At 50.5% G+C, this 24,620-nt stretch carries 23 protein-coding genes; 4 read left to right on the top strand and 19 right to left on the bottom strand.

What is annotated here, in order from left to right:
- The first annotated feature begins 30 nt into the window (after positions 1–30).
- Both G6R28_RS01730 and G6R28_RS01725 read left to right on the top strand, forming a co-directional pair.
- A complete protein-coding gene (locus G6R28_RS01730; RefSeq protein WP_213792519.1) occupies positions 31–234 on the top strand; it encodes an Ada metal-binding domain-containing protein in 204 nt (67 codons plus the stop codon).
- A gap of 19 nt (positions 235–253) precedes the next feature.
- Positions 254–583 carry a helix-turn-helix transcriptional regulator gene (locus tag G6R28_RS01725; protein WP_213792518.1) on the top strand — a complete coding sequence of 110 codons (330 nt, stop codon included), beginning with the start codon at positions 254–256 and terminating at the stop codon, positions 581–583.
- Between the two features lie 37 nt (positions 584–620).
- Here G6R28_RS01725 and G6R28_RS01720 read toward each other — a convergent pair whose 3' ends face one another.
- From G6R28_RS01720 to G6R28_RS01695, 6 genes are all read right to left on the bottom strand, one after another.
- A complete protein-coding gene (locus tag G6R28_RS01720; RefSeq protein WP_213792517.1) occupies positions 621–1,427 on the bottom strand; it encodes a hydroxymethylpyrimidine/phosphomethylpyrimidine kinase in 807 nt (268 codons plus the stop codon).
- Between the two features lie 78 nt (positions 1,428–1,505).
- Positions 1,506–3,596, bottom strand: coding sequence for a type I DNA topoisomerase (gene topA / locus G6R28_RS01715; RefSeq protein ID WP_213792516.1), 2,091 nt, complete (start codon positions 3,594–3,596; stop codon positions 1,506–1,508).
- A gap of 183 nt (positions 3,597–3,779) precedes the next feature.
- Positions 3,780–5,018, bottom strand: a complete 1,239-nt coding sequence (gene codA / locus G6R28_RS01710; RefSeq protein ID WP_213792515.1) for a cytosine deaminase — start codon at positions 5,016–5,018, stop codon at positions 3,780–3,782.
- Entirely contained in the window at positions 5,015–6,382 is a 1,368-nt protein-coding gene (locus tag G6R28_RS01705; protein ID WP_213792514.1) for a cytosine permease, read from the bottom strand. Before G6R28_RS01705 ends, codA begins: the two co-directional genes overlap by 4 nt.
- Positions 6,383–6,558: 176 nt before the next feature.
- Positions 6,559–7,434, bottom strand: coding sequence for a DNA-processing protein DprA (dprA, locus tag G6R28_RS01700; protein WP_213792513.1), 876 nt, complete (start codon positions 7,432–7,434; stop codon positions 6,559–6,561).
- Between the two features lie 70 nt (positions 7,435–7,504).
- Positions 7,505–9,406, bottom strand: coding sequence for an ABC-F family ATP-binding cassette domain-containing protein (locus G6R28_RS01695; protein WP_213792512.1), 1,902 nt, complete (start codon positions 9,404–9,406; stop codon positions 7,505–7,507).
- Between the two features lie 87 nt (positions 9,407–9,493).
- Here G6R28_RS01695 and G6R28_RS01690 point away from each other — a divergent pair, with 87 nt between their 5' ends.
- Positions 9,494–10,342, top strand: coding sequence for an N-acetylmuramoyl-L-alanine amidase (locus G6R28_RS01690; RefSeq protein ID WP_213792511.1), 849 nt, complete (start codon positions 9,494–9,496; stop codon positions 10,340–10,342).
- A 30-nt stretch (positions 10,343–10,372) separates the two neighbouring features.
- On the opposite strand, the gene G6R28_RS01685 is transcribed toward G6R28_RS01690, so the two are convergent.
- The 4 genes from G6R28_RS01685 to xerC all read right to left on the bottom strand — a co-directional run bounded on the left by G6R28_RS01685 (position 10,373) and on the right by xerC (position 15,445).
- Positions 10,373–12,385: a KUP/HAK/KT family potassium transporter gene (locus tag G6R28_RS01685; protein WP_213792510.1), complete on the bottom strand. Its 2,013-nt coding sequence runs from the start codon at positions 12,383–12,385 to the stop codon at positions 10,373–10,375.
- A gap of 239 nt (positions 12,386–12,624) precedes the next feature.
- The gene (locus tag G6R28_RS01680) at positions 12,625–13,521 is read right to left on the bottom strand and encodes a hypothetical protein (RefSeq protein WP_213792509.1); all 897 of its coding nucleotides are present in this window, start codon (positions 13,519–13,521) and stop codon (positions 12,625–12,627) included.
- Positions 13,522–13,574: 53 nt separating this feature from the next.
- A complete protein-coding gene (locus tag G6R28_RS01675; RefSeq protein WP_213792508.1) occupies positions 13,575–14,450 on the bottom strand; it encodes an aldose 1-epimerase family protein in 876 nt (291 codons plus the stop codon).
- Positions 14,451–14,521: 71 nt separating this feature from the next.
- Positions 14,522–15,445 carry a tyrosine recombinase XerC gene (gene xerC / locus G6R28_RS01670; protein WP_213792507.1) on the bottom strand — a complete coding sequence of 308 codons (924 nt, stop codon included), beginning with the start codon at positions 15,443–15,445 and terminating at the stop codon, positions 14,522–14,524.
- A gap of 130 nt (positions 15,446–15,575) precedes the next feature.
- Here xerC and G6R28_RS01665 point away from each other — a divergent pair, with 130 nt between their 5' ends.
- Positions 15,576–15,824, top strand: a complete 249-nt coding sequence (locus tag G6R28_RS01665; protein WP_213792506.1) for a hypothetical protein — start codon at positions 15,576–15,578, stop codon at positions 15,822–15,824.
- Between the two features lie 116 nt (positions 15,825–15,940).
- Here G6R28_RS01665 and G6R28_RS01660 read toward each other — a convergent pair whose 3' ends face one another.
- From G6R28_RS01660 to G6R28_RS01620, 9 genes are all read right to left on the bottom strand, one after another.
- A complete protein-coding gene (locus tag G6R28_RS01660; RefSeq protein WP_213792505.1) occupies positions 15,941–17,284 on the bottom strand; it encodes a PFL family protein in 1,344 nt (447 codons plus the stop codon).
- 24 nt (positions 17,285–17,308) lie between these two features.
- Positions 17,309–17,578 (bottom strand): ACT domain-containing protein, encoded by a 270-nt coding sequence (locus G6R28_RS01655; RefSeq protein ID WP_213792839.1) that lies wholly within the window; start codon positions 17,576–17,578, stop codon positions 17,309–17,311.
- Positions 17,579–17,634: 56 nt separating this feature from the next.
- Positions 17,635–18,078, bottom strand: coding sequence for a nucleoside 2-deoxyribosyltransferase (locus G6R28_RS01650; protein ID WP_213792504.1), 444 nt, complete (start codon positions 18,076–18,078; stop codon positions 17,635–17,637).
- Between the two features lie 124 nt (positions 18,079–18,202).
- Positions 18,203–19,372 carry a hydroxymethylglutaryl-CoA synthase gene (locus tag G6R28_RS01645; RefSeq protein ID WP_213792503.1) on the bottom strand — a complete coding sequence of 390 codons (1,170 nt, stop codon included), beginning with the start codon at positions 19,370–19,372 and terminating at the stop codon, positions 18,203–18,205.
- 54 nt (positions 19,373–19,426) lie between these two features.
- On the bottom strand, positions 19,427–21,052 hold the full coding sequence (locus tag G6R28_RS01640) for an ABC-F family ATP-binding cassette domain-containing protein (protein WP_213792502.1): 1,626 nt from the start codon (positions 21,050–21,052) through the stop codon (positions 19,427–19,429).
- Positions 21,053–21,148: 96 nt separating this feature from the next.
- The gene (locus G6R28_RS01635) at positions 21,149–21,541 is read right to left on the bottom strand and encodes a hypothetical protein (RefSeq protein WP_213792501.1); all 393 of its coding nucleotides are present in this window, start codon (positions 21,539–21,541) and stop codon (positions 21,149–21,151) included.
- 84 nt (positions 21,542–21,625) lie between these two features.
- A complete protein-coding gene (locus tag G6R28_RS01630) occupies positions 21,626–22,372 on the bottom strand; it encodes an RsmE family RNA methyltransferase (RefSeq protein ID WP_213792500.1) in 747 nt (248 codons plus the stop codon).
- A gap of 8 nt (positions 22,373–22,380) precedes the next feature.
- Positions 22,381–23,271 carry a 50S ribosomal protein L11 methyltransferase gene (gene prmA / locus G6R28_RS01625; RefSeq protein ID WP_213792499.1) on the bottom strand — a complete coding sequence of 297 codons (891 nt, stop codon included), beginning with the start codon at positions 23,269–23,271 and terminating at the stop codon, positions 22,381–22,383.
- Between the two features lie 59 nt (positions 23,272–23,330).
- Entirely contained in the window at positions 23,331–24,554 is a 1,224-nt protein-coding gene (locus G6R28_RS01620; RefSeq protein WP_213792498.1) for a zinc-binding alcohol dehydrogenase family protein, read from the bottom strand.
- Positions 24,555–24,620 lie beyond the last annotated feature (66 nt).

Genomic DNA, 24,620 nt, shown 5'->3' with positions numbered 1-24,620 from the left:
AGCAATCATTTTCAAGTGAAAGGAGCCATCATGTATTCATTAACAAAGAAGCGCTATCAAGCCATTAAAGAACAAGACCAAAGCTACGATGGCAAATTCATTTACGGGGTAATGGAAGACCACCGGGTCTGCTGCCCCTCTTGCATTCGTGAAAAGGACTGCGTGCCGGAAGACATTCGCATTTTCAAGACCGAAGACGAGGGCCCTCTTCGAAGGCTTTATTCCCTGTCCTGACTGCCAGCCCTTCGGCGACTTGACTGAAAAGGCCGAGCTGGTTGACCGAGTCAAGGTCTACCTGGCCCACAACTTCCAAAAGCGCATCACCTTGGAATCGCTGGCCGAGACTTTTGACGTGTCGACCGGCGTCTTGCACCGAGCCTTCATGACGTTGACTGACGAGAGCCCACAGGCCTACTTAATCCGCCTCCGGATGTATCAGGCCAAGAAGATGTTGTCGGAAACAAACGACTCAGTTGCCATCATCGGCTTAAAGGTCGGCATCCCCAACCTCTCCTACTTCAACACAGTCTTTAAGCAACAGGTTGGCATGACCGCCGTTCAATTCCGCAAGCAAGCAAAGTAACGTGACTAAAAAAGACGACTCAACCGAGTCGCCTTTTTTATTTGTCCAGCAATGGCCAGTTTGGTAAAACATTACCCTCTGGTAACCCTGCTGAAAGCGAATAGCCGTTTTCAATGGCCTTTTGGGTAAAGTCGGCCGCCTTCATGGCGGCATCGTGGAGGTTTTCACCCTTGGCTAGCTGCGCCGTCAAGGCAGCGGACAGCGTGCAACCGGAACCATGCCCGTTAGTCGTGGTCACAGCATGGTGACGGAAGGCCGAACGGTGGCCGTTTTCATCAAAAAAGAGATCCAGATACTCCTCGTCATTGACCGGGTTACCGACTTTTAGGTAAAGCGAGCAGCGGCCCCGCTGACAGAGTGCCTTGGCAAAAGTCAAGGCCGTGGTCTTACTGCGGGGTTTTTCGGTTGTTTCAAGCAGGGCCATCCCCTCTTTGACATTTGGGGTCATGATGGTGGCCAGTGGCAGCAAGTAATTCACGTAGGCATCCACCATTCCAGGCTCCAAGCTGAGTTCCCCTTCCTTAAAGGAAAGAACAGGATCCACCACCACGGGGCCAATGTAGTTTTTCAGGTAATCGCTGACAATGACGACCTGTTCAACCGATTGCAACATGCCGACTTTGATGGCGTCAAACTGATCGACCTGGTCAACCGAGGCCAGTTGCTCCTTTAAGAGCGCTGAGCTCAAGGCTTCCACCCGTACTTCGCCCTCTTTAATCAGGGCAATCCCCGTGATGACCGAAAAGGCCGCCAGGCCTTCCGTTGCAAAAGTCGCCAGATCGTCCTGTAGTCCACCGCCAGAAAGGCTGTCGGATCCTGCAATTGTCAGTACTTTTTTGACCATAAATTCCTTTCAAAAAAGGCGGGCCTTGCGGCTCGCCCCAATGTCGAAGCCTTCGAACTGTTTCGACTCATGACTTGTTTAACTCTTAGACTTGGCTTTCTTTGCCTTGCCCTTTGAGGTCTCTTCTTCACCCGGCGCCTTTGGCTTGTCCCATGAGACAAAGTCACAGTCCGGATAGCGGGAACATCCGTAGAACTTCCGACCACGCTTGGTCTTGCGTTCCACGACCTGGCCCTTATGACACTTTGGACACTCAATGCCAATTTCTTCAACAATCGCCTTCGTATTTCGGCAATCGGGGAAGCGTGAACAGGCGTAGAACTTACCATAACGGCCCATCTTGATGACCATTGGCGCACCACAGACTTCACAGTCCATGCCAGCCAATTCGTCGTGCATGGTAATCTTTTCCAAAGTCTTTTCGGCCGTTTCCACCTCTTTTTCAAAAGGCTTGTAGAATTCATCAACGACCGGTACCCACTTCTTGTCACCGACTTCGATGTCGTCCAAGGAATGTTCGACTTGGGCGGTAAACTTCGTATCGGTAATGTCTGGGAATTTGTCATCGACGATGTTTTGAACGATTTCACCCAGTTCCGTTGGCACGAATTTCCGGGCGTCGACCCGGACGTAGTTTCGTCGTTGAATGGTGTCCAAGGTTGGTGCATAGGTTGATGGACGACCAACCCCGTTTTCTTCCAAGGCCTTAATCAAGGCCGCTTCGGAATAACGGGCCGGCGGCATGGTAAAGTGCTGTTCGGGATCCGTCTTGGCCAAGTCAACGACATCGCCTTCGGCCAAATCAGGCAGGAGGTTATCCTTTTCCTTGGCAGCCGGATAGGCTTTGGTAAAGCCAGGGAACTTGGTCTTTGACCCGTTGGCATGGAAGAGCACGCCGTTTTGTTCAACCGTAACGGCCATGGTATCCAGGATTTCTGGCGTCATCAATGATGCCACAAAACGTGACCAAATCAGCGAATAGAGCTTGAATTGGTCTGGGGTCAGCTTGTCCTTAATGGAAGCCGGCGTCTTCGTCACATCCGTTGGACGGATGGCTTCGTGGGCGTCTTGGGCCCCTTCTTGTGGAACACCAGCAACTGGTTTGTGGCTGGAGTATTCCTCTCCCCATTCATTGTGAATGTACTGAGCGGCCGCGTTTTTGGCAACGGCTGACAGACGGGTCGAATCCGTACGCATGTAGGTAATCAACCCAACCTGACCGAGTCCACGACCAAGGTTAATTCCTTCATAGAGCTGCTGGGCCGTCATCATGGTCTTCCGAGTCCGGAACTTCAGCTGCGTGTTAGCCGCCTGCTGCATGGTTGAGGTCGTAAAGGGTGGCTGTGGCGAACGCTTGCGCTCCTTAGCCTTGACCGACGAAACAGTAAAGGGTTGCTTAGTGTCTAACTTGCCCATGACACCTTGAACAGCCGCGTTATCAGGCAATGGCTGCTTCTTGCCATCAAAGCCGTAGAAGTTGGCCTTAAACTTGGCCCGGCCCTTCTTGAATTCAGAATCCAAGGTCCAGTATTCTTCTGGCTGGAAGGCCTGAATTTCCTTTTCACGGGCGATGATTAAGCCGAGGGCAACCGACTGCACACGACCGGCTGACAGGCCTCGTTTGACCGTCTTCCACAAGACGGGTGAAATCGAATAACCAACCAGGCGATCGATGATTCGACGGGCCTGTTGGGCGTCGACCAAGTCCTGGTTGATTGTTCGTGGTTCCTTAAAGGCGTTTTTCACCGTGTCTTTGGTGATTTCGTTAAAGACCACCCGGTTAGCTTGCTTTGGATCAAGACCCAAAATGTATTGTAAGTGCCAGGCAATGGCTTCTCCTTCGCGATCCGGATCGGATGCGAGGTAGACTTGCTTGGCGTTTTTGGCCGCCTTCTTCAGATCCTTAATGACCGGCCCCTTACCACGGATGTTAATGTACTTTGGCTCGTAATCATGGGCTACATCAACGCCCAAAGTCGACTTTGGCAAGTCCCGAACGTGTCCGATTGAAGCAACCACCTGGTAGGTCGAACCGAGGTACTTTTCAATCGTCTTGGCCTTTGAAGGAGACTCCACGATGACGAGTTTTTTATTCTTTGCCGAACGAGACGTTGTCTTCTTCGGTGCTTTTTTACGAGTTGTCGTTTTGCTCGTTTTCTTTTCTGCCACGACAGATCCTCACAGTTCCTATAGATACGTGCATTATAGCATACAGAATAGCAAATCCCATTCCAAGTCACAAGAACCTTTTTGATTTCAAGCAAAAAAGCAAGGGAAAAAGCCCCTTGCCTTGCACTTTCGTTCACTTTTCAAGAACTTAGGAGAAATCGTTCTTTTTATATAGAAGAAAGCTTATTTTTCTAGATGGGAAAACGTCTGCATCGGTTTGTTTTCAATCAAGCAGACACCCTTACGGAAGGAATAAAGCATAGTCCGGCGCTCGTTTAGCACATCGTAGAAGTTTTCGGCATCAAAGACCAGGAAGCTGGCGTCCTTGCCAACTGCTAAGCCGTAGTTTTCTTCACGATGAAGACTCTTGGCCCCGTTTTGACCAATCAACTGATAGGAAGACTGAATTTGCGAGTAGCCCATTAACCCGGCCGACAAAATTCCGACGTAGAGGCTGTCTAACATGTTGCCATCGCCCATCGGATACCAGGGATCCTTGACGTCGTCTTCCCCAAAGGAAACGTTAATTTGATTTTCCAGGAGCTCCTTAACTCGGGTCATCCCCCGCCGTTTTGGATAAGTATCGAAGCGGCCACCCAGGTGCATGTTGACAAGTGGGTTGGCGACCATGTTAATGTCGGCCATCTTCAAGACCCGCATCAGCTTGTAAGCATAGGCATCGTTGACCGAACCAAGGGAGACCGTGTGGCTGGCCGTGACTTTGTTCTTCAAGCCAGACTCGTATGCCAAAGTCGTCAGCACCTCCAAGTGCCTGGAGTTTGGATCATCAATTTCATCACAGTGCACATCGACTAAGCGGTCATAGCGCTTGGCCAAATCCACTAAAAAGTCAATCGAATCATCGCCATACTGGCGGTTGAACTCGTAGTGCGGAATTCCCCCAACGCCATCAACACCCATCAAAACGGCCTTTTCCATGAGTTCCTTCCCATTGGGAAAGGACAGAATCCCCTCTTGTGGAAAGGCAATCAACTGCAGGTCCATGAAGTCTTTGACTTCCTCGCGTACTTCGAGCAAGGCCTTGAGCGCCGTCAGCGACGGGTCGGTCACGTCAACGTGACTGCGAACAAATTGAACCCCGTGGCTGGCCTGCTTCTTTAAGGTTTGAATGGCCCGCTCCTTCACATCAGCAATGCTCAAAGACTTTTTCCGTTCGGACCAAATCCGAATCCCGTCAAAGAGCGTGCCGCTTTCGTTCCATTCGGGTTGCCCAGCCGTTAGCGTCGAATCCAAGTGAATGTGGGAATCGACAAAGGGTGGCAAGACCAACTTACCCTGCAGGTCGAGGACTTCTTCGCCCTTAACGGGCAGGTGGGCGGCCATTTCGACAATCCGTCCCCCTTCAATGCGAAAGTCGGTCGTCTCCTTGGCATTTTCAATGTGTGCGTTTTGAATGATCATTTGCGGCCCTCCGACTTTTTCGTGAAGGAAAGAAAGGCGTAGTAGAGCAGGCCAACGATGACCATGACTAAGAAGGTGGCCCCGATTGTTTCCTTTAGAATTGGCAAGTTGGATAAGTAAAGGTAGAGCAGAACGCCAAAGACAAAGAGAACGATGACCGGCCAGTTAAAGCCAGCAGTAAACCAGAAAGCCCCCTTTTCCTTTTCAAAGTTTTCCTGCACGTAGTCTTTTTTGTGGAAGAAGAAGTAATCGACAACCATAATGGCAATGATTGGGCCAAGCAGCATACCGATGTAGTCCAAAAAGGCGGTAAAGACGGATAAGAAGTCCCCGTTAATCAACGGAATAAAGGTCAACAGCGTGGCAATCACCGTGGCGATTAAGAGGGAGTTTTTCAAAGACAATCGGCTGTAGAGGTTGTTCAAGGCCGAACCAGCCGCCTGCAAGTTCACCGCGTTTGAGGTCATCGAGGTCAAAACGATGACGATCATGGCAATTGTGCCCAGTCCCAATTCGTTTGCCACCGTACTAGGGTCCGAGTTATCCGGGTTGTAAATCCCGGAAGTTAAGGCAATCGAAATGGCCGTGCTCAAGCCCATGGCCGCAAAGGAAACAACCCCAACAAGGGCGCCCCAGAAGGAAGAAATTGTTGACACCGACTTGGTCTTTGCAAAGCGGGAAAAGTCGGCGGCCGACGTGACCCAGGCCAAGTTAAAGGCAGCCAAGATGTCTAAGGCCGCACCAAATGGCATGCGATCCTTTGAAGGTACTACCCAGTGAAGCAATTCCGTGAAGGAAACGTGCTTGAAGACCACGATGCCCTCCCAGAGAACAAAGAAAATGACTAGGAAGATCCCAATCCGTTCGATGATTCGGACCGACTTTTGCCCGGCGATAATGGACAAAATGTGGAGGACACTCATGATCAAAATACCGACAATCAAGCCCTTGTTACCACCGGCATGACCAAAGACTGGCCAACCAAAGAAACTGTGGAAGATGAAGGATAAGGAAGTGGCCGCAATAAAGGTGTTCACCGCCGTCCAACCCATGAACATGATGAAATTAATGATGGATGGAATCAAACTGCCGCGAATACCAAACGTAGCCCGACTCAGCGTTGTTGTCGACAGCCCCGTTTGGTAGCCCATCAAGGAAACCAAACTTAAGAACAGATAGGAAAGGACTGAAGCAATCAGCATGGCCCAAAGACCACCAATCAGGCCACAGGCGGCGATAATTCCACCGATATACCAGGTGCCGTTGTTGGCATTTGCCCCAAACCAGGTGGCAAACATGTCCCAAGAGCCAAGATTCCGCTGCTCCTTTTCAATGGGTTTGACTTGAAAACGTTGATGCGCCATACTCTTCTCCTTTTCCATACAAAAAACACTCCGAACCTAAAGGGCTCAGAGTGTCGTCAAAAAAGCGGGCAATTCGCCCATTAAATTCAAGTTTAAGACAACTTTTGATTTCTCTGAACCAATTAAAGTTTCATCAAGAATACCATAATCTAAGAAGGCGGTAAACAAGCAATTGACTAATCCTTGTAAAAGGCTCCGTTTACTAAGATTTCTTTGGCGGTTGTGACCGGCCTGGCGCCGGCCGCAATTAATTCATGGCAGCCGGCCGATTCGGCTGAGAAAATCGAGCCAGGTACCGCCAGCACCTCCCGGTTATTTTGCAGCGCCGAATTGGCCGTAATTAAGGAACCAGAGCGCTGCTTGGCTTCAACCACAAGGGTCGCACTGGCTAAACCGGCAATGATCCGGTTTCGTTCCGGAAAGTGCCCCCGGTGTGGCGCAGTCTCTAGAGGATACTCAGACAATAGCAACCCCTGCTCAGCCACCGCCTCTTGAATCCCTCGGTTCTGCCTCGGATAAGCCCGGCCCAAGCCTGAGCCAATGACCGCAATCGGCACACCCCCGTTTGAAAAAGTCACCTGGTGGGCCATCACATCGATTCCCTTGGCCAAGCCGGAAACAATGGCAATCCCCTGGGCCAAGAGCTCAGGTAAGAGCGCGCGTAGGACCTCCTGGCCATAGGGTGTGGCCGTTCTAGTGCCAACGACTGCTAAAGACGGCAATTTCAAGGCCCGCAGGTCGCCGCGATAAAAGAGAACCAGCGGTGGTTGGTAGATTTCTCGCAGCTGCTTTGGGTAATCAGCGTCAAAGTAAGTCAGGTAGCTTTCAGGATAATTGCGAGCTACTGCTAGAGCCTTCTGGTAGTCTGAGGCCAGTGCCGGAAAGCGGGCATCGTTTACGTCAAAGCCAATGACAAGGGACAGTTCCAGCAAGGACCAGGGATAGTTGACTGGTGCCAGGTCCTCCTTGATGGCTTCAATCACCCGGGTCTTCCGAGCGATGCCTAAACCCTTGGTTAGATGTAGGGCTAGTAAAAATTCTCCTTGCAGCATTTGTCCACCTCCTTACTAAATCACACGTAAAGAGCGATAAAAACGCTGACCAAAATAAAAAAAGACAGTCCTAAGACTGTCCTTCCACAATTTCAGAAAGTTCCTCCCAACGCGTCATTTTCGCATCGAGTTGCCCTTCCTTTTCTTCTAAATCAGCTTGCAGTTGCACGACTTTTTCATAGTTGGAACCGTTTTCGGCCATGGCCTGGTTCAAGTCATCAACGGCTGCTTCGAGCTGGGCAATTTCATCTTCAATCGTTGCCCATTCTTGCTTTTCTTTATAAGTCAACTTACGGTTCTTGTTCTTTTCTGACGCCTTTTCGGTCGACGGCTGAACTGCGGCTGGCTTAGCTGATGGCTTCTCTTCCTTTGGCAAGACAACGTCAGTCAGATAGTCCGAGAAAGAACCGTTATAGCGATCAACCCCCCCATTACCAGCCAGATAGTAGCCAAAGTCGGCCACCGAATCCAAAAAGTAACGGTCGTGGGAAACGGTCACCACAGTCCCCGCAAAGCGTTCCAAGAAAGCTTCCAATACCGTCAAAGTCCCGATGTCCAAGTCGTTGGTCGGCTCGTCCAAGAGTAAGACGTTTGGCGCCTGCATCAGAATCTTTAAGAGATAGAGCCGGCGCCGTTCCCCACCGGAGAGCTTGCGGACCAAAGTGCCGTGCATGAAGGAGGGAAAGAGGAACTGTTCCAGGAGGTCCTTTGCCGAAATGGCCTGGCCATTTTCGTCTTGAATGGTCGAAGCCACGTCGGTCAAATACTCAACCACCCGCTTGTCATCTGGAATGTCTTCTGTGACCTGGGTGTAGTAGCCGATTTTAACGGTCTGACCAATTTCGTAGACGCCATCGGTCAGAGGCAGCCGACCGGCCAAAACGTTTAGCAGAGAAGACTTGCCCACCCCGTTGGGGCCGGTGATGCCCAGTCGGTCGCGCTGGCCAAGCAAGAGCGAAAGATCCTTAAAAATCAACTTATCGCCAAAGGATAGGGTCGCATGCTCTAGCTGCATGACTTTTTTACCCAGTCGGGACTGGCCGAGGGAAAGTTCGATGTCATCATCCACCTTGACCTGGCCCATCGACTCTTCCAAGCGGGCAAAGGCCTTTTCACGACCCTTCTGCTTGGTCGTCCGGGCCCGAGCTGACTTGTTCATCCAAATCTTTTCCTGCTCGTACTTCTTTTCCCGCTTGTGCTCGGCTAAGGCCTCATCGGCCTGGCGCTGACTCTTGCCTTCCAAATAATCCTGATAGTTTCCTTCGTATTCGTAGAGCTTACCAAAGGAGAGTTCAAAAATTCGGTTGGTGACCCGGTCTAAGAAGTAACGATCGTGGGTAACCGTTAACAAGGCCCCCTTGTACTTAGCCAAATACTGCTCCAACCAATCAATGGAATCAAAGTCCAGGTGGTTAGTTGGCTCATCTAGAATCAAGAGGTCGGGTTCTTGAATCAGAACCTGGGCCATCCCCACACGTTTCTTCTGACCACCGGACAGCTTGGCTACCTCGGCTTTTAAGTCCGTTAAATGTAACTGGGTTAAAATCGTCTTAATTTGCGATTCAATGGTCCAGGCATCATCTCGGTCCATCGCCGCCTGGGCCTTTTCAAAGCGGTCGGCCGCCTTCTGATCCTCCGGATGGAGCGAAAAGTTATCCAGGGCTTCCTGGTAGGCCCGAACGGTTTTGAAAACCGGCTGATCGCCGGCGTAAACGGCGTCTAGAACCGTTAGATGACCATCGAGATTGGGTTCCTGTTCCAAGTACCCAATACGAAAGTCGTTTTGAGTGGTAATCATTCCCTTGTCTGCCGGATGCTTACCGGACAGAGCGTTTAGCAAAGTCGTCTTCCCAGACCCGTTCACACCGACAAGGCCGACCCGATCACCAGAGGAAATCAAAAAGGATAGGTCATCAAAAAGGACTTTTTCACCGTAAATGGACGTTAAGTTTTCTACTCGAAATTGTTTCATGCTTCCTATTATACTGAAAAACAACGGGTTTTTCTGCCCTGTCGTGGTAAACTATTTAAGAAAGTTCGCTTAAGGAAAGAGAACCTTATGATTAATTGGATTCAAAAAAATAAAATTGGGCTTTCCACCCTTGGCCTGATTATTCTGACGACTTTTCTATTGGTTTTGTCCCTTTCACAGCAAAACCAACTGACGACAAGACCAGACGCCGTTCCCCTGCGCAAGAGCCCAAGTCGAACGAGCAAGCAAATCCTGGCCCTCAAGTCCGGCACGAAGTTGACCGTTTTAAAGCGACAAAACGGCTGGTGGTACGTCAAGGATTCCAAGGATGATCAGGAGGGCTGGGTCGCTTCTTGGGTGGCCAACAACACCTTCTTGAAGAAGCCAACCGCCCTTTCCGAAGCCACCATCGTGCTCGATCCGGGCCACGGTGGTTCGGATACCGGGGCCATGTCTTATAACAATAAGTACTATGAAAAGACCTATACCCTAAAGACTGCCTTGGCAACCAAGAAGGAACTGGAAAAGACCGGGGCCCGGGTCTTGATGACTCGAACCAAAGACGTCGTCGTGCCCCTGCTCTACATTCCTCGCACGGCCGAAAAGTACCAGGCCGATGCCCAGATCTCCTTCCACTTCGATGCCTCGGGTACCCACAATTCCGCTTCTGGCATTTCTCAGTACTATTACAACAGCAACTCCCTGCCACTGGTGCAGTCCCTATCAAAGTCGCTAAACAACCTGCCACTTGAAAACCGGGGCTATGATTCGATTCCCTACCTCGTGATTAAGGACGTGACTCGTCCGGCCGTCCTCCTGGAGATGGGCTTCATCGATTCGGACAAGGATCTGACCTATATCAAATCAACAAGCTATCAGGAAAAAGTCGCCAAAGACGTGACCCAGGGTCTCAAAAACTACATTCAAAGTAATTAAAAAACAGCCGATTTGAAATCGGCTGTTTTTTTATTCGGGTAATGGTTGGTTCTTGACTTCCAGTTGCCGAAGCTTCAACACCTGTCGGTGTTCAATGAAGAGTGGCACGATTTCTTCGACCGTGTCAGACAAACGCAGACGGTAGAAGTAACGCAAGTGAACGGAGTGTGACTGAAGCCAGATACGGCCACCAATCAAGAAGCGGTCCCAGGAAGAAATTTGAGAAACCGTCTTCAAATCCGTGTAATAGTTGTTGGTTAGTACGTACTTAAAGTCACCAATTGCCCGGTTCTTATCCAGGCCGTAGCGAACCTTCTGCGGTTCCAAATAGCCCTGCTTAACCAAGGTCTTGGCAATGTGGCGGATGTAGTATTCGACCTGTGGGTCGACTTTAAAGCCGAGGTTCAAGACCACCCGAACCATGTTTTGACTACCCATCAGATCGACCGAGTAGGACTTTTCATAAGGGTTAATCGACTCTTTGATGGTCACAAACCAGTAAACCTTGGCCCGCTTTGGTCGAGCACCGAGAAGTGAATAGATAACGGACTTTTTAATCTGATAGTTATCGTGCACGTTGACGATGTAGACCAGGTTGTTGGCCATCAGCGGCTCTTCTGGATCATGGGCCAGTTGCATCAACTGCCGGCGGTAGTGCTTTAAGGACAAGTAGTCGTTGTTGTAAGACAGGGCTTCCCGGCGCTTATTGCCGTAGTACCAGAAGACCATGACCGATAGAATCATCAGCATCAACAAGACCGTAAAGTATCCACCATGGATAAACTTCACCAAAGAGGCAATCAAAAAGAGGCTTTCTAGCAAACCGAAAAGGATGGCAAAGAGCACGGCATAAAGGGTCTTGGTCTTTGAGCGAATGTATTCGAAGAGCAGAAGGGTCGTCATCAGCATGGTCACCGTGATGGCCAGACCGTAGGCCGACTCCATGTTGTGGGAGGTCTGGAAAAGCAAGACCACGACGATGCCGGCAATGAAGAGCAGCCAGTTAACAAAGGAAATGTACATCTGACCGCGGAAAGTATTGGGGTAGGCAATCCGCAAACGGGGCATCATCTTGAGTGAAATGGCCTCGGAAACAAGCGTAAAGGCGCCGGTGATCAAGGCCTGTGAGGCAATGACGGCGGCGATGGTGGACAAAATAACGCCCACCAAGCGCCACTGGTTGGGCAAAATGTCAAAGAAGAGGTTCAGGTTGGAACCCTTTGGCTGGTTCAAAATGGTCCAGGCCCCCTGCCCCATGTAATTTAAAATCAGCATGGTGTAGACGAAGGGCCAGCTCAGGTAGATATTTTTCTTACCAACGTGCCCCATATCGGAATAAAGGGCCTCGGCTCCGGTCGTGGCCAGGAAAATGTTACCTAGAATCAACAGGCCCAGTCGGTTATCCGGACTAAAAAGCGTTTCCACGGCATAAACGGGTGAAATGGCCTTTAGAACTTCGGGATACTGAAGGACTTGCAGAAAGCCAAAAAAGCCAATGAAGGTAAACCAAATCAGCATCAGAGGGCCAAAGAGTCGCCCAATCTTAGTCGTTCCCTTCCGCTGCAGGGTAAAGACAAAGAGCAGGATGGTTAAGACAACGGGCACAACAAAGTCGGTTCCCGTTGGAAAGACCAGGGCACCAAAGTGCTGGCCTTCTAGCCCTTCCACGGCTGAAGTGACGGTAACAGCCGGGGTAAGTGCACCATCGGCAAGAAGGGCAGCCCCACCAATCATGGCCGGTAGAATCAACCACTTCATCTTGCTGGTTCGGACTTTGCTGTAGAGGGAGAAAATACCACCCTCACCATGGTTGTCGGCACGCAGCGCAATGAGCACGTACTTGATGGTGGTAATCAGCATTAAAGTCCAGAAAACAAGGGAAATCGAGCCAATCACGAGTGCTTTTAAATCTTCGGTGTGGGCGTTACCGGCAATGATGGCGTTCATCGTGTAAAGGGGTGAGGTTCCGATATCCCCGTAGACAATGCCCAATGCAATTAGGAAGGCACCGTATTGAAACTTGCTTTGCTTTTTCTCTGCCATTTTACTTCTCCAATTAAAAAAACCGTCTTGGGCATTCCCGGGCTTTTGACCCGCTTATCCTGCACAAAAGCAGCTACTTTAAGTCAAAGAGAGTCTAACGCTTTCGCCTGCTTTAAACAAGCTTTTCAAAGAAAAAAGTAAAAAAAAACGGCACCCTTTCGGGTGCCGGGTAGGTAGATAGATACTACCCAGTTGGTCAAAAACTAGTATAGCACATCCCCTGCAACTTTTATAGGAAATTAATTCCAACCCAGCTCCTTGATAGTCGATTGAACCATTGGTGTTTGATACTGTTCGGACAAGGCCAGGGTAACAAAGGCCGAAGGCAAAACCAACCAGGATTCGAGTTGGTCCTTGGTGAGTAGCCCGGTCATGGACAGAACCAACTTAACCTGCTCGCGATACTGCTCTTTCAAAGTCACAAGCAGCTCATCCAAATCGGCAACATCGAATTGCCCAAGGAAGTCAGCCGACAGTTCGATGTTCAAAAAGGCGGCCCCCGACTTGATGGCTTTTTGGAATTGCTCTTCTAGGTCTGCTCGATCCATGTCCGTCAAAATGGTGCTAACAATGAAGGGAACCTGGGCCGCCTTTGCCGCTTCGATCACCTTTTCTTGCAGGTTTTCATCCAATTGATTGGGGATGAAGACGGCATCAAAGCAGTCGCCGGCGACTTTTAAGGCCGAGGTCAAGAAAAAGGCCTGATCGGCAGGGCCCATTTCTCCCTGGCCGCCCGCTTCCTTGTTGGAATAGGCCAGGATTAAGAAACGGTCACCAACCGTTTCCTTGGCGTTTTGGGCCAGTTCTAAGACAATTTGTTGCTGAATTTGTGGCCAGTTACCCAAAAATTCCTCGTGGGCCTTGTCCAGTTCGGCCTTCATGGAAGCCTTCTTCATGGCCGAAAGCTCCCCTTCGTCGACGGCTTGGGCCCCACCCTGCTTGACTTGATCCCAAATGACCTCCTTTGAAAAGTCATCAGCAATGGCATCGGCCTGCCAGATCACCGCATCCGGTTTTTCTTCTTGCAAGCGATTCTTGAATGGCGTGAACTTGTCATTTGGTCCCAAGGCCATTGGGACGGCCAAGGCCGCCTGGTTAATTTTTTCTTTTTTTGAAATGAGCGTTAAAAAATCCATGGTTATCACACAAAAGGCCAGCTGCTAGGCAACTGGCTTTTCCTTTTTATTCGTTAGAAGAAGTTCATTGAGTACGAACCGTTGAAGGTATCCCCTGCCGCAAGGACGTTGTTTCCAAACTTTTCCTTGAAGTTACCGGTGGCGTCAACCGTATCGGCAATCCCCCACCAAGGTTCGATGGCGATAAAGGGCGCATCCTTTCCAGCAGGCGTCCAAATCCCAAGGTACTGGGCATTGTCAACGGTCATTTCCATGCCGTGTTGGTTGGCCAAGCGGGCTAATAGGAAAGTCGCCTTCTGCCGGTCCAACTTCAGGATAATGGCATCGTCATGGTAGTCTTCTTGACGCAAACGGAGTGGAATGTCGGCGTTAAAGGGCGATGGCATGTTTGGATTGGAATATGGTCCAACCAGGCGAATCCGGTCGTAGACCTTTTCAGGCTTAACCGACAGATAGTAATCCGAGAACTTCCCACCATCCAAGGGCAGGTTGAAGGCCGGGTGGCCACCAACTGAGAAGAAGAGGGACTTTTGCTTGTCCGGGTTATGAACCTCGTAATCAACAAAGAGTTCCGTTCCGACTAACTTGAAAATTACGTCAAATTGGAAGGAAAATGGGTAGATGCGCCACGTTGCCTCTGAATCAGATAAGGAGAAACGGACAAAGTCAGCATCCTGCTTCACAATCTCAAAATCCATGTTCCGGGCAAAGCCGTGCTGGTTCATGTAGTAGGTCTGACCCGCCAAGGTATACTGGTCCCCCTGCAGGCGGCCAACAATCGGAAAGAGGTTGGGAGCATGCCGGCCCCAGTACATAGGATCGCCGTACCAGATATACTCCAGCTCGGCTTCCTTGTTGAAAGCCGAAACGAGTTCAGCCCCGTGCTGGTTGATTTTAACAATAAGTTGGTCGTTTTCTAACGTTATCATAGTTCTATTCTACTCCCTCAGCCGAATTCTGACAATAGCGAAAAACGCCTTAATAAAGCAATTGAAAGCGGTTACTTATTTTCCCGTTTGGCCCTTGGAAAATAGTTTTGATAAGAAGACTGGAGCATCGCCTTTGAAACGTGAGTGTAAATCTGGGTCGTCGATAAATTCGCGTGCCCCAGTAATTCCTGCACGGTTCGCATATCGGCCCCACGGTTTAACAAAGTCGTGGCAAAGGTATGCCGGAGCATGTGGGGATGGATTTTGGCCGTCAACGAGGTCTTGTTCATCAGCTGGTTCAAAATGTAAGTAACCCCAGCAGAGGTCAGGGCCCCACCCTGATTATTTAAGAAGAGCTCTGCTGGTTTTTCAGCCTGGCGGTTTTTGGCAAAGAGTGCCGGGCGTTCGTTTTCAATGTAATCGATTAAGGCCTTCTTCGCATAGGAACCAAAGGGCACGTAGCGATCCTTATTCCCCTTCCCGTGCACCAAGACCAGTTGGTTTCGTAAATCAAGCTGATCGACTGTCAAACCCGAAAGCTCCGAAACACGAACGCCGGTGGCAAAGAGAAACTCAAGGAGGGCGGTATCGCGTCGGTAGCGGGGATGGTCCTTTTTGTCATAGGCGACTTTGAACAGCTCTTGCAGTTCGTTTTCATACAGGAACTCCGGCAGGTGGGCCTGGTGCTTGCGTAAAGCCACCCCTTCAAAGGGATTGTCCTGGGCCAAGCCCTCTTTGACTAAGTAGGCATAAAAGTTCTTCAGACTGGATACCTTGCGGGCAATCGTCGTTCGGGCCATGACGGCCTCGTACAGGCTGGCCAAGTAAACCCGGACATCTAAGGACTTGACGGCTTGAAAAGTCGAAAAGCCCCCGTTCTCCTTCAAATAATCGACAAAGGCTTGAATATCCTTGCTATAGGCCTGAACCGTCAGGTTAGAGTAGCCTCGTTCCGCATTAAGATACGATTGGTATTGTGCCAGTTCCTTTTCCATACCCCTATTATACGCAAAATCCAAATCTTAAGAAGAAGTAAAGACCCTTACGATTCGGCAAAAGGCCTAGTTATCAGTAAAAGCAGGACGTATAGTAGAAATAGTTAAAGAAGTGCTAGGAGGCAAACTCATGAACTTACCAATTAATTCAAATACAGATTACTTGCGCCACAACTTGGAGATGAAGCGGGTTAAGTTTTCTGCCTTCTTCCTCCGTTTCCGCGATAACATTTTGAACAATCGCGACAAGCGTGTCGCCCTAGAAGAAGGTCGTCACTACGAAAACCAACACCACCAAGCTTCGGACTTGTTGACGAAGCGCGTGATGGTCGAAAACGACCGTTACGATTACGGTGCTCGTTCATCACGACGGCACTAAGAAAAAAGACCCGGTTGGGTCTTTTTTTGTTGCCGTTTTTTCCCTGCCTATAGCAAAAAGCGCGTCTTTGTCTCCTATCAACAAAGGCGCGCTTTTTTTATTTATTGAACAAGGAATTAGTTCTTAAAGGAGTGAATTGGTGCTGGCACGTGACCACCACGGTTGACGAAGTCCGCTGAAGACTTTTCAACGACTGGCATCACAGGCGCTGTTCCAAGGAGGCCACCGTAGTCGATCATGTCGCCGACTTTGGCACCGTTAGTAGGCAAAATACGAACGGCCGTGGTCTTGTTGTTTTGGATACCGATGGCCGCTTCGTCGGCAATCATGGCGGAAATGGTCGTTGCTGGCGTTTCGCCAGGAATGGCAATCATGTCCAAACCAACGGAACAGACCGACGTCATGGCTTCCAGCTTGGCCAAAGAAAGCGTGCCGGCCTTAACTGCATCAATCATTCCAGCGTCTTCAGAAACCGGAATGAAGGCACCAGACAAGCCACCGACACCTTGAGCAGCCATTACGCCACCCTTTTTAACGGCATCGTTTAGAAGCATCAAGGCAGCGGTTGTCCCGTGGGCACCGACCTGTTCCAAACCAATGGCTTCGAGCACTTCGGCAACGGAGTCACCGCGGGCAGGCGTTGGTGCCAAGGAAAGGTCAACGATTCCAAAAGGAACGCCCAAGCGCTCTGCAGCAAGTGAACCAACGAGTTGCCCGACACGGGTAATCTTGAAGGCGGTCTTCTTGATCGTTTCCGAAACGGTCGTAATCGACTCACCCTTCACCTTATCCAGGGCACGCTTGACCACACCAGGTCCAGAAACCCCGACGTTGATGACAACATCAGATTCCGTCACCCCGTGAAAGGCACCGGCCATGAAGGGGTTGTCCTCAACGGCATTTGCAAAGATCACCATCTTAGCATTGGCTGTGTCGGACAAGTCGGTGATCTGCTTGACCGTTTCCCCCATCAACTTAACCGCATCCAGGTTCATCCCCGCCTTTGAGGAACCGATGTTAACCGATGACATCACCAAGTCCGTTTCGGTCAAGGCCCGTGGCAGGGACTTGATCAAGGCCAAATCCCCGTGTGAGAAGCCCTTTTGAACCAGGGCAGAATAGCCACCAACGTAGTCAACACCGACTTCTTTGGCCGCATCGTCCAAGGCGTGGGCCAGGACCAAGATTTCTTCTTCATCAGCCGAACCGGCCACCAGTGAAATTGGCGTGACCGAGATTCGTTTGTTGGTGATAGGCACCCCGTACTCGCGTTCGATTTGCTCGGCGACTTTGACAAGGTCCTTGGCATAGGTCGTAATCTTTTGGTAGATGTTTTTGGCTGTTTCCTGCACGTTGCCGCCAACTGTGTCCAAAAGCGAAATGCCCATTGTCACCGTACGGATGTCGAAGTTATCCTCTTCGACCATCTTGATTGTTTCTTCAATCTGCGTTGTTTCCATTCGTCTATCCTTTGTTCTCGGTCCTTACACGTGGGCCATCGTATCGAAGATTTCTTCCCGCTGCACGTGGACGGAAACGCCCATGGCTGCGCCCTTTTCCTTCAATGCAGCGTGGATTTCGTTAAAGGAGTCTTCCCCCTTGATGGCAACCAACATTGACATGGTAAAAGTTGAGGACATAATCGTCTGTGACAAGTCTAAAATGTTGACTTCGTGTGCGGCTAATTCCGTTGCAATTCCGGCAACAATACCCGTCTTATCCTGTCCAACTACGGTAACAACTGCTTTCATGATTTCTCCTTTATTCTGGCTCAAACTGACGGCCAGCCGCCAATACATTTAACAGGCGTTTAGATAACGGCCCCGTCGTATGGGATTTTTTCCAGCTTGTCAAAGTCGTAATCCAAAACGTCTTCAACCTTGTGCAAGTAAGCCGTCAATGACTTAGCCAACATCAAGTTCAAGGTCTCGTCGTCTTCTTTAATGGTCACAACTGGAATTTGCTTAGCAAAGGCGTAGCCCAGTTCCCAAGCCGTTCCGGAATCCGTATCGGCCCCGTCAAAGTCCGACAGTGCCACAATCACATCGGCCTCGTCAATGGCTTTTACATCGGATGCAAAAGTCACCTTCTGCCATTCCGGTGAGAAGAGTTCGTACTCTTCGTGCTGGTGCTTGCGTGGTGAAAAGACGTCACCGATTTGTGGGTGGTCAGCCAAGGCCTTTTCCAGGCGTTTCACCTGTGCGATTTGCGTTTCAGAGAAGAACGGTCCTGCTAAGTAAACACGTTTTGCCATAATAAACTCCTTCATTCATTTTGTCTTGAAACTAGTTTAACAAAAAAGAATGACTTGGGGATGACTTTGTTAACATTTCAAGACACAAAAAAGCCTCGGCAGCATGACCAAGGCTTTCAAAAAATTATTTTGCGATTCGGTACTGGCGGTACTGGTCCTGCCAGCCCGTGAACTGACAACGGCCAGTTCCAGCTGGTGCATCCGTTTTTTGAGTATTCTTTGAATCAAAGCGCTGATCCAAAAAGACCGCTTCGTATTCACTCATGGACAGCGGCTTGCGCGCTGCCAGCATGGCTTCGGTTGCCTGCTTGGAAAGGACCTTTTCAAAGCCCTCTTGCAGCGTTAAGGAGAAGAGTTCGGCCTCGGCCCCCGACCCAAAGGAGAAGAGGCCCAAGCGGTCCCCTGCTACCAAGCCAGTTGACTGGTCCAGCAGTGAAAGCAAGGAAAGGTAGAGCGAACCAGTATAAAGGTTACCCACGTGGCGGTTGTAGTACTGCGAAGCCGCCAAACGTTCCTTTAACAAGGCCTGCCCCTCTTCTGAAGCTTCCGGCAGGATTTGGTCCAAGGCCTTCTTGGCCATCTTGGTGTATGGCATATGGAAGGCCCAGCCGGCAAAGTCATTCAAAGACAAACCGCTTTCCTGCTTGTAGCGGCCCCAGAGTTCCAAAAACATGTCCTTATAAACGTCGGTTGACTGGTGACCATCGACCAAAGCGATGTCTGAGTCAATTGGCCGCCAAAAGTCCGGCTCGTCCTTGACCATGTAGACCGTGTCATCGTTGATGACAGCCAGCTTTGGTTCGGTCGAGACCAGCATGGCCACAGCACCGGCCCCCTGCGTGACCTCACCGGGCGTTTTCAAGCCGTAACGAGCGATGTCTGAAGCAATCACCAAGACTTTCTTATCCGGGTGCAGCGTCACAAAGTCCTTGGCCTGCATTAAGGCGAAGGTGCCGGCATAGCAGGCCTGCTTTAGTTCAATGGCCCGAATGCCGTCCTTTAGTCCAAGAAAGTTTTTAGCAAAGATGGCCCCGGATTTCGAATTATCGACGCCCGACTCGGTGGCAAAAAGAAGCATGTCGATGCTTTCCCGGTCAACTCGGTCAATGAAGTTCTTGGCGGCGTTGACACCCATTGTCACGACATCTTCGTAGTTTGGAACGACCGACTGGGTCGTCTGCCCAATGCCGATTGTGTACTTGTCGGGTTCTTCGTCACGGGCCTTGGCCAAGGCAACCATATCAAGCGATAGTGCCGGCGTATAAAAGGCGATTTCTTCAATTCCAACGGACATAATCCTTCTCCTCTACTATGCAAAAAAGCGCTCGAGAGCGCTCGTTTAGCTAGTTTAATCGTACAGTGCCTTGACCTTAGCCTGGATGGAATCCGACGTGATGAATTCATCATAAGTCGTATCCAAGCGGTCAACAACGCCCTTATTAGAAACTTCGACAAAGTGGTTGGCCGTCGTTTCCAAGAACTCGTGATCGTGGGAGGTCATAATGACGGATCCCTTGAAGGCGGTCACGGCCTCGTTCAGCGATTGGATGGACTCCAAGTCCAAGTGGTTGGTTGGGTCATCCAAAAGCAAGACGTTGGCCTTTAGAAGCATCATCTTGGCCAAGACGATACGAACCTTTTCTCCTCCGGAAAGCACCTTGATTTCCTTCAAAGCATCGTCACCCTTAAAGAGCATCTGGCCAAGCATCCCACGCAGTGACGTGTTGTCCTTTTGTTCCTCTTCGGCAAAGTCGCGCAACCAGTCCAAGATGACCTTGTTCTGATCGTCGAAGTTGTCGTTCAGATCCTTTGCCAAGTAAGACTGTGACGTCGTCACACCCCAGGTAACGGAACCAGAGTCCGGTTCCATTGTGCCGGCCAAGATTTGCATCAAAGTCGTCGTGGCCAAATCCGAGCGGGACAGGATGGCAATCTTGTCACCAGGACGGCCAGTAAAGGTGATGTTGTCTAAGACTTTTTCACCATCGATGGACTTGGAAATCCCTTCGACCTTGACCAAGTCGTTTCCCATTTCCCGGTTAATTGGGAAAGAAATGTAAGGGTACTTACGTGATGAAGGCTTGATATCATCCAAAGTAATCTTATCCAACTGCTTCTTACGAGCTGTCGCCTGCTTCGACTTTGACGCGTTGGCCGAGAAACGGGCCACGAATTCTTGCAGCTGCTTAATCTGCTCTTCCTTCTTAGCGTTCTGCTGAGAAGCCAAGCGCTGAGCCAATTCAGCTGATTCACGCCAGAAGTCGTAGTTTCCAACGAAGGGCGTAATCTTACCGTAGTCAACATCCAAGATGTTCGTTGAGACCACGTTCAAGAAGTGACGATCGTGGGAAACAACGATGACCAGGTTTTCAAAGTCAGCCAGGAAGTCTTCCAACCAAGAAATCGTCTGAACGTCCAAACCGTTGGTTGGCTCATCGAGCACCAAGATGTCAGGGTTACCGAACAAGGCTTGGGCCAAGAGGACCTTCACCTTGTCGTTTTCCGTCAACTCACCCATCATAGTGTAGTGCATGGATTCGTCGATACCAAGCTTCGTCAAGAGTTGTGCCGCTTCGGCTTCGACGTTCCAGCCGTCCAATTCTTCGAATTCGGCTGACAAGTCACCAACGCGCACCCCGTCTTCATCGGAAAAGTCCGGCTTGGCATAGATGGCGTCCATTTCCGTCTTCACTTCGTAGAGGCGCTTGTGGCCTTGAATGACCGTGTCCATTACCGTTGACTCGTCAAAGGCAAAGTGGTCCTGCTCCAAAGAAGACATCCGGGCGCCGGAAGTGATGTTAATCGACCCTTCCGTTGGTTCCAACTTGCCCTGCAAGAGCTTTAGAAAAGTTGACTTACCGGCCCCGTTGGCACCGATAATTCCGTAGGTGTGGCCTGGAATCAGCTTTAAGTTAACATCCTGGTAGAGTTTCTTGCCAGAAAAAGAAAAAGTCATGTCCGAAACAGTAATCAAGGTGGTCCCCTCCGATTTCAATCAATGCGTGTTTTACCTTATAACAGTCTAACAGAAAAACGCCCGAAATTGGGCGTTTTTTCAGGAATGATTCACTTAGACATCCTGGTAGCCACCGTCAACGGGCAGTTCGTTTTCGTCAGGATCATTTGTCGTGTTGGCCAAGAAAGTAAAGAAGGTCAAGACCAGGTACAAGAAGGCCAAGTAGTAGCCATAGGTTTCGTTTACAAAGCTAAAGAGCCAGTTGGCAAGCAAGGCAAAAACCAGTGGCTGTAAGAAGACGTAGTAAAAACGAAAGCCCTGCTTTCGGATGGCGTAACCAAAGGCCAAAGCGAAGCCACCGTTCAAAAGGAAATAGAGAACAACGACTTTGCTAAGCGTGGAGACGTTGAAGAGCGAAGCCAAGTAAGGAAGCACTAAGGTGACAACCACCAGGGCGCTGAGCCACTTGCTCAAACTCTTCTTGAATAGGTTTTTAACTGCTTGCACGATCGGTATCCCCGTTGTTTTCTAATATTCTTTCACTATTATAGTTTCTTTTTGGCTTGCCGGCAAGCAAGAAAAAGAGATAAATTAGCGCTTTTCTTCCAGGTCCCAAACCGTTGATAAGGCGGCTAAGGCATAGAGCGGCGCCGTTTCGGCACGAAGAATCCGTGGGCCTAGACCAGCGGGCAAAAAGCCCTTCTCGCCCAGCACAGCCACTTCATCATCCGACAGGCCCCCTTCTGGGCCAAAGAGAATGGCCAGACGTTGACCGTCTTGCAAGGACTTGGCCGTTTTCAGCAGCTGGGCCTGCTCCCCCTCCTTAGCCGACTCTTCCCAGGCCACCAGACCAAGGTTCTTCTCCTCAGCTAAGGCAGCGGCATAGTCTTCGAAGACAATCTCTGGCACCTTCAAGCGGTGGGATTGCTCGGCTGCGTTTAAGGCAATCTTCTCAAAACGGGCCTGCTTCTTTGGCTCCTGCTTCCCCCAGTCAACGACCGTTCGCGCCATCTTTGTGATGACAATCCGGTCGACGCCGAGCTCGGTTGCCTTTTGGATGAACCAGTCGGTCCGATCGTTTTTGACCGGTGAGACAATGACCGTTACCTTGACCGGCAGCTCCACCTTTTGGTCCAAATCTTCTTGGACTTCGATGGTTACTCCCTCTGGGCTGAGTGCCGTCAATTCGCCAATTACCAAGCGCTGGTCCGGATCAACAAATTCGGCCTTGGCGCCGACTTTTGTCCGCCTTACCCGCACCAAGTGGTGGTAGACGGGCTGATCGGCTGGAAGAACCATCTGATCTTGAATGGTCTTATCTAAGAAATAGCGGTGCATAGCCCCTCCTACTTACTTTCGGGATTCAAACGGCAAAGATAGGCATGCCAAGTACCGGCCTGCATCTTCTGCTCAATTAAAAAGTCGTGCTCAACCAAGGCCTTTTCAATGCCCGCCGCCACATCATCATAGATACCGGAAACCAGGAAGCTGCCACCGGGCTTTAGCACTTGGCGAACCTGTGGAATCAAGGGCTCGATAACGTCAGCTAGAATGTTGGCCACGACCAAGTCGACCCCGGCGCCAACAAAGTCAGCCGGCACATCCTTCATCAAGTCCGAAGCCACCACGGTCACGTCCTTTGCGACAGGATTCAAGGCCAGGTTCTCCTTGGCCGTTTGAACGGCTTCTTCGTCAATATCGGTGGCCAGGACTGCCCCAACGCCGAGGTGCTTAGCCGCAACGGCCAAGACACCAGATCCCGTTCCAACATCAATCGTCCTTTCACCCCCGCGAACAACCGTCTCCAGTGCCTGGAGCATGAGCGCCGTTGTTGGGTGAGTGCCCGTACCAAAGGCCTGGTCGGGATCCATCACAATTAACTGTTCAGAATCCTGCTCCTTTTGGTAGTCTTCCCAAGCGGGCACGACGGTAAAGCGACTGGTTACACGGGCGGCGTGGTAGTAGTTCTTCCATTCGTTTTCAAATTCATCGGAAGCCAATTCACTGTTTTCGATTGGCTCAGCCGAAAGTTTTAGCCCCTGGTCGGCCAGGAGCTGCAGGCCGACCGGATAGGTTTGCAGGCGTTCTTGCCAACCTTCCTTGCCCTGGTCTTCGTAGATGGTCAGTTGGTTGTCACCCTGCTCGACGCCATCAGCGCCCAAATCAATCAAGACCGAAACAACGAGGTCCTGCAAGTCCTTTTCAACCTGCCAGCTGACTTTTTGATACTTTATCATCTTTCATTCCTTTTCAATCAAAAACCGGGAACCAACCGGTCCCCGGCTTCGTTTGTCATTTAATAACGAGTCGTTGCGTTTTCATCATTCAACTTCGACTTACCAGTCTTTTCAGCCTGGCCATTCTTTTCGGAAATGTTATCGGGACCGTCCGAGAAATTCGAATCCCGGTCGGCACTGTCCGAAAGACCCCGGCCCTTTTCGTTGGCCGCCTTAATATTTGGGGCAAAGTCGACGACGACTTTACCAATGGCGTGGTGGCCGGCGACGTCTTGGAAGGCCGAACGAATGCTGTAGGCCGTCAGTCCATGATAGACCTTGGTAACCGTTGAGCGGATAATCCCCTCATTCAGTAATTCAGCCATTTGCTTCAAGATTTGACCCTGTTCTTCCAAGTAGATGTTGAAGTTACCACGGGCCAACATGAAGACCCAGGAGAAGGAGGCCGACTTGGCCTTCAATTCACCTAAATCAACGGGCACGGTCGTGTCCACGATGGAGGCCAATTCACCGTATGGGCGAATCATCCGCACCATAAAATCCCAGTAGTCGGTCGTGTCCTGCAGGTTGGCAATGCTGTCAACCTGGTTATAACCAGCGTCGTTTAGCTGCTGTTCCAAGTTGTTGTGGTAGTCCAAGACGAGGTCGGCCCCCATTTCGCGGACCCACTTCTTTGAATCAACCGTTCCGGCCGTTGCCAGCACCGTCATCCCGAGGTACTTAGCCAGCTGAATCAGCACAGAACCAACCCCACCGGCTCCGTTAATAACCAGTAGTGTCTGGCCCTTGGCACCGTCTTTTTCGACCGGTAAGTGCAAGCCGTGGTGCAAGATATCGTGGGCGGTCACCGAAGTCAGTGGCATGGCCGCAACGGACACGTCATCCAACTTTTCCGGTGCCTTGGCCACCATCTTGGCGTTGATCACCTGGTAGGCCGCATCGGCACCGGGATGGTGTTGCTTACCCACATAGTAGACACGGTCACCAATAGCAAAGTCCTTGACATCAGCACCGACCGCATAAACGCGACCGACAACGTCCAGACCAAAGATTCGAAAGACGCCCTTATCCTGGTAGCCCGCCCGCATCTTCACATCGACCGGGTTGACCGAGGAGGCCAGCACCTGAACGAGTAGCTCGTCTGGCTTTGGTTGTGGCTGGTTGACTGACCGTTCAATGAAGGCGTCATCAGCCGTCAAAGGGCCGTTGTGAGTTACCCCAACCGCGTCCATCTTGGGGCGAAAGTGGTCAGAAATTGATTCCATCATTGATTTAAAAGCCATCGTTCCTCCTTTAGAAGGTCTCTTCTAATTAGCTTCATTCTAAACCAGAAGAGGCGCTTTTTCAAT

The organism is Fructobacillus papyrifericola, assembly GCF_018437235.1.
Taxonomy (GTDB): domain Bacteria; phylum Bacillota; class Bacilli; order Lactobacillales; family Lactobacillaceae; genus Fructobacillus; species Fructobacillus papyrifericola.
This window is presented reverse-complemented; position numbering and strand designations above follow the sequence as displayed.

Coding starts and splice junctions, on each gene's coding strand:
- G6R28_RS01730 (WP_213792519.1), top strand. CDS start 31: ATGTATTCATTAACAAAGAAGCGCTATCAAGCCATTAAAGAACAAGAC.
- G6R28_RS01720 (WP_213792517.1), bottom strand. CDS start 1,427: ATGGTCAAAAAAGTACTGACAATTGCAGGATCCGACAGCCTTTCTGGC.
- codA (WP_213792515.1), bottom strand. CDS start 5,018: ATGATCATTCAAAACGCACACATTGAAAATGCCAAGGAGACGACCGAC.
- G6R28_RS01705 (WP_213792514.1), bottom strand. CDS start 6,382: ATGGCGCATCAACGTTTTCAAGTCAAACCCATTGAAAAGGAGCAGCGG.
- dprA (WP_213792513.1), bottom strand. CDS start 7,434: ATGCTGCAAGGAGAATTTTTACTAGCCCTACATCTAACCAAGGGTTTA.
- G6R28_RS01695 (WP_213792512.1), bottom strand. CDS start 9,406: ATGAAACAATTTCGAGTAGAAAACTTAACGTCCATTTACGGTGAAAAA.
- G6R28_RS01690 (WP_213792511.1), top strand. CDS start 9,494: ATGATTAATTGGATTCAAAAAAATAAAATTGGGCTTTCCACCCTTGGC.
- G6R28_RS01685 (WP_213792510.1), bottom strand. CDS start 12,385: ATGGCAGAGAAAAAGCAAAGCAAGTTTCAATACGGTGCCTTCCTAATT.
- G6R28_RS01680 (WP_213792509.1), bottom strand. CDS start 13,521: ATGGATTTTTTAACGCTCATTTCAAAAAAAGAAAAAATTAACCAGGCG.
- G6R28_RS01675 (WP_213792508.1), bottom strand. CDS start 14,450: ATGATAACGTTAGAAAACGACCAACTTATTGTTAAAATCAACCAGCAC.
- xerC (WP_213792507.1), bottom strand. CDS start 15,445: ATGGAAAAGGAACTGGCACAATACCAATCGTATCTTAATGCGGAACGA.
- G6R28_RS01665 (WP_213792506.1), top strand. CDS start 15,576: ATGAACTTACCAATTAATTCAAATACAGATTACTTGCGCCACAACTTG.
- G6R28_RS01660 (WP_213792505.1), bottom strand. CDS start 17,284: ATGGAAACAACGCAGATTGAAGAAACAATCAAGATGGTCGAAGAGGAT.
- G6R28_RS01650 (WP_213792504.1), bottom strand. CDS start 18,078: ATGGCAAAACGTGTTTACTTAGCAGGACCGTTCTTCTCTGAAACGCAA.
- G6R28_RS01645 (WP_213792503.1), bottom strand. CDS start 19,372: ATGTCCGTTGGAATTGAAGAAATCGCCTTTTATACGCCGGCACTATCG.
- G6R28_RS01630 (WP_213792500.1), bottom strand. CDS start 22,372: ATGCACCGCTATTTCTTAGATAAGACCATTCAAGATCAGATGGTTCTT.
- prmA (WP_213792499.1), bottom strand. CDS start 23,271: ATGATAAAGTATCAAAAAGTCAGCTGGCAGGTTGAAAAGGACTTGCAG.
- G6R28_RS01620 (WP_213792498.1), bottom strand. CDS start 24,554: ATGGCTTTTAAATCAATGATGGAATCAATTTCTGACCACTTTCGCCCC.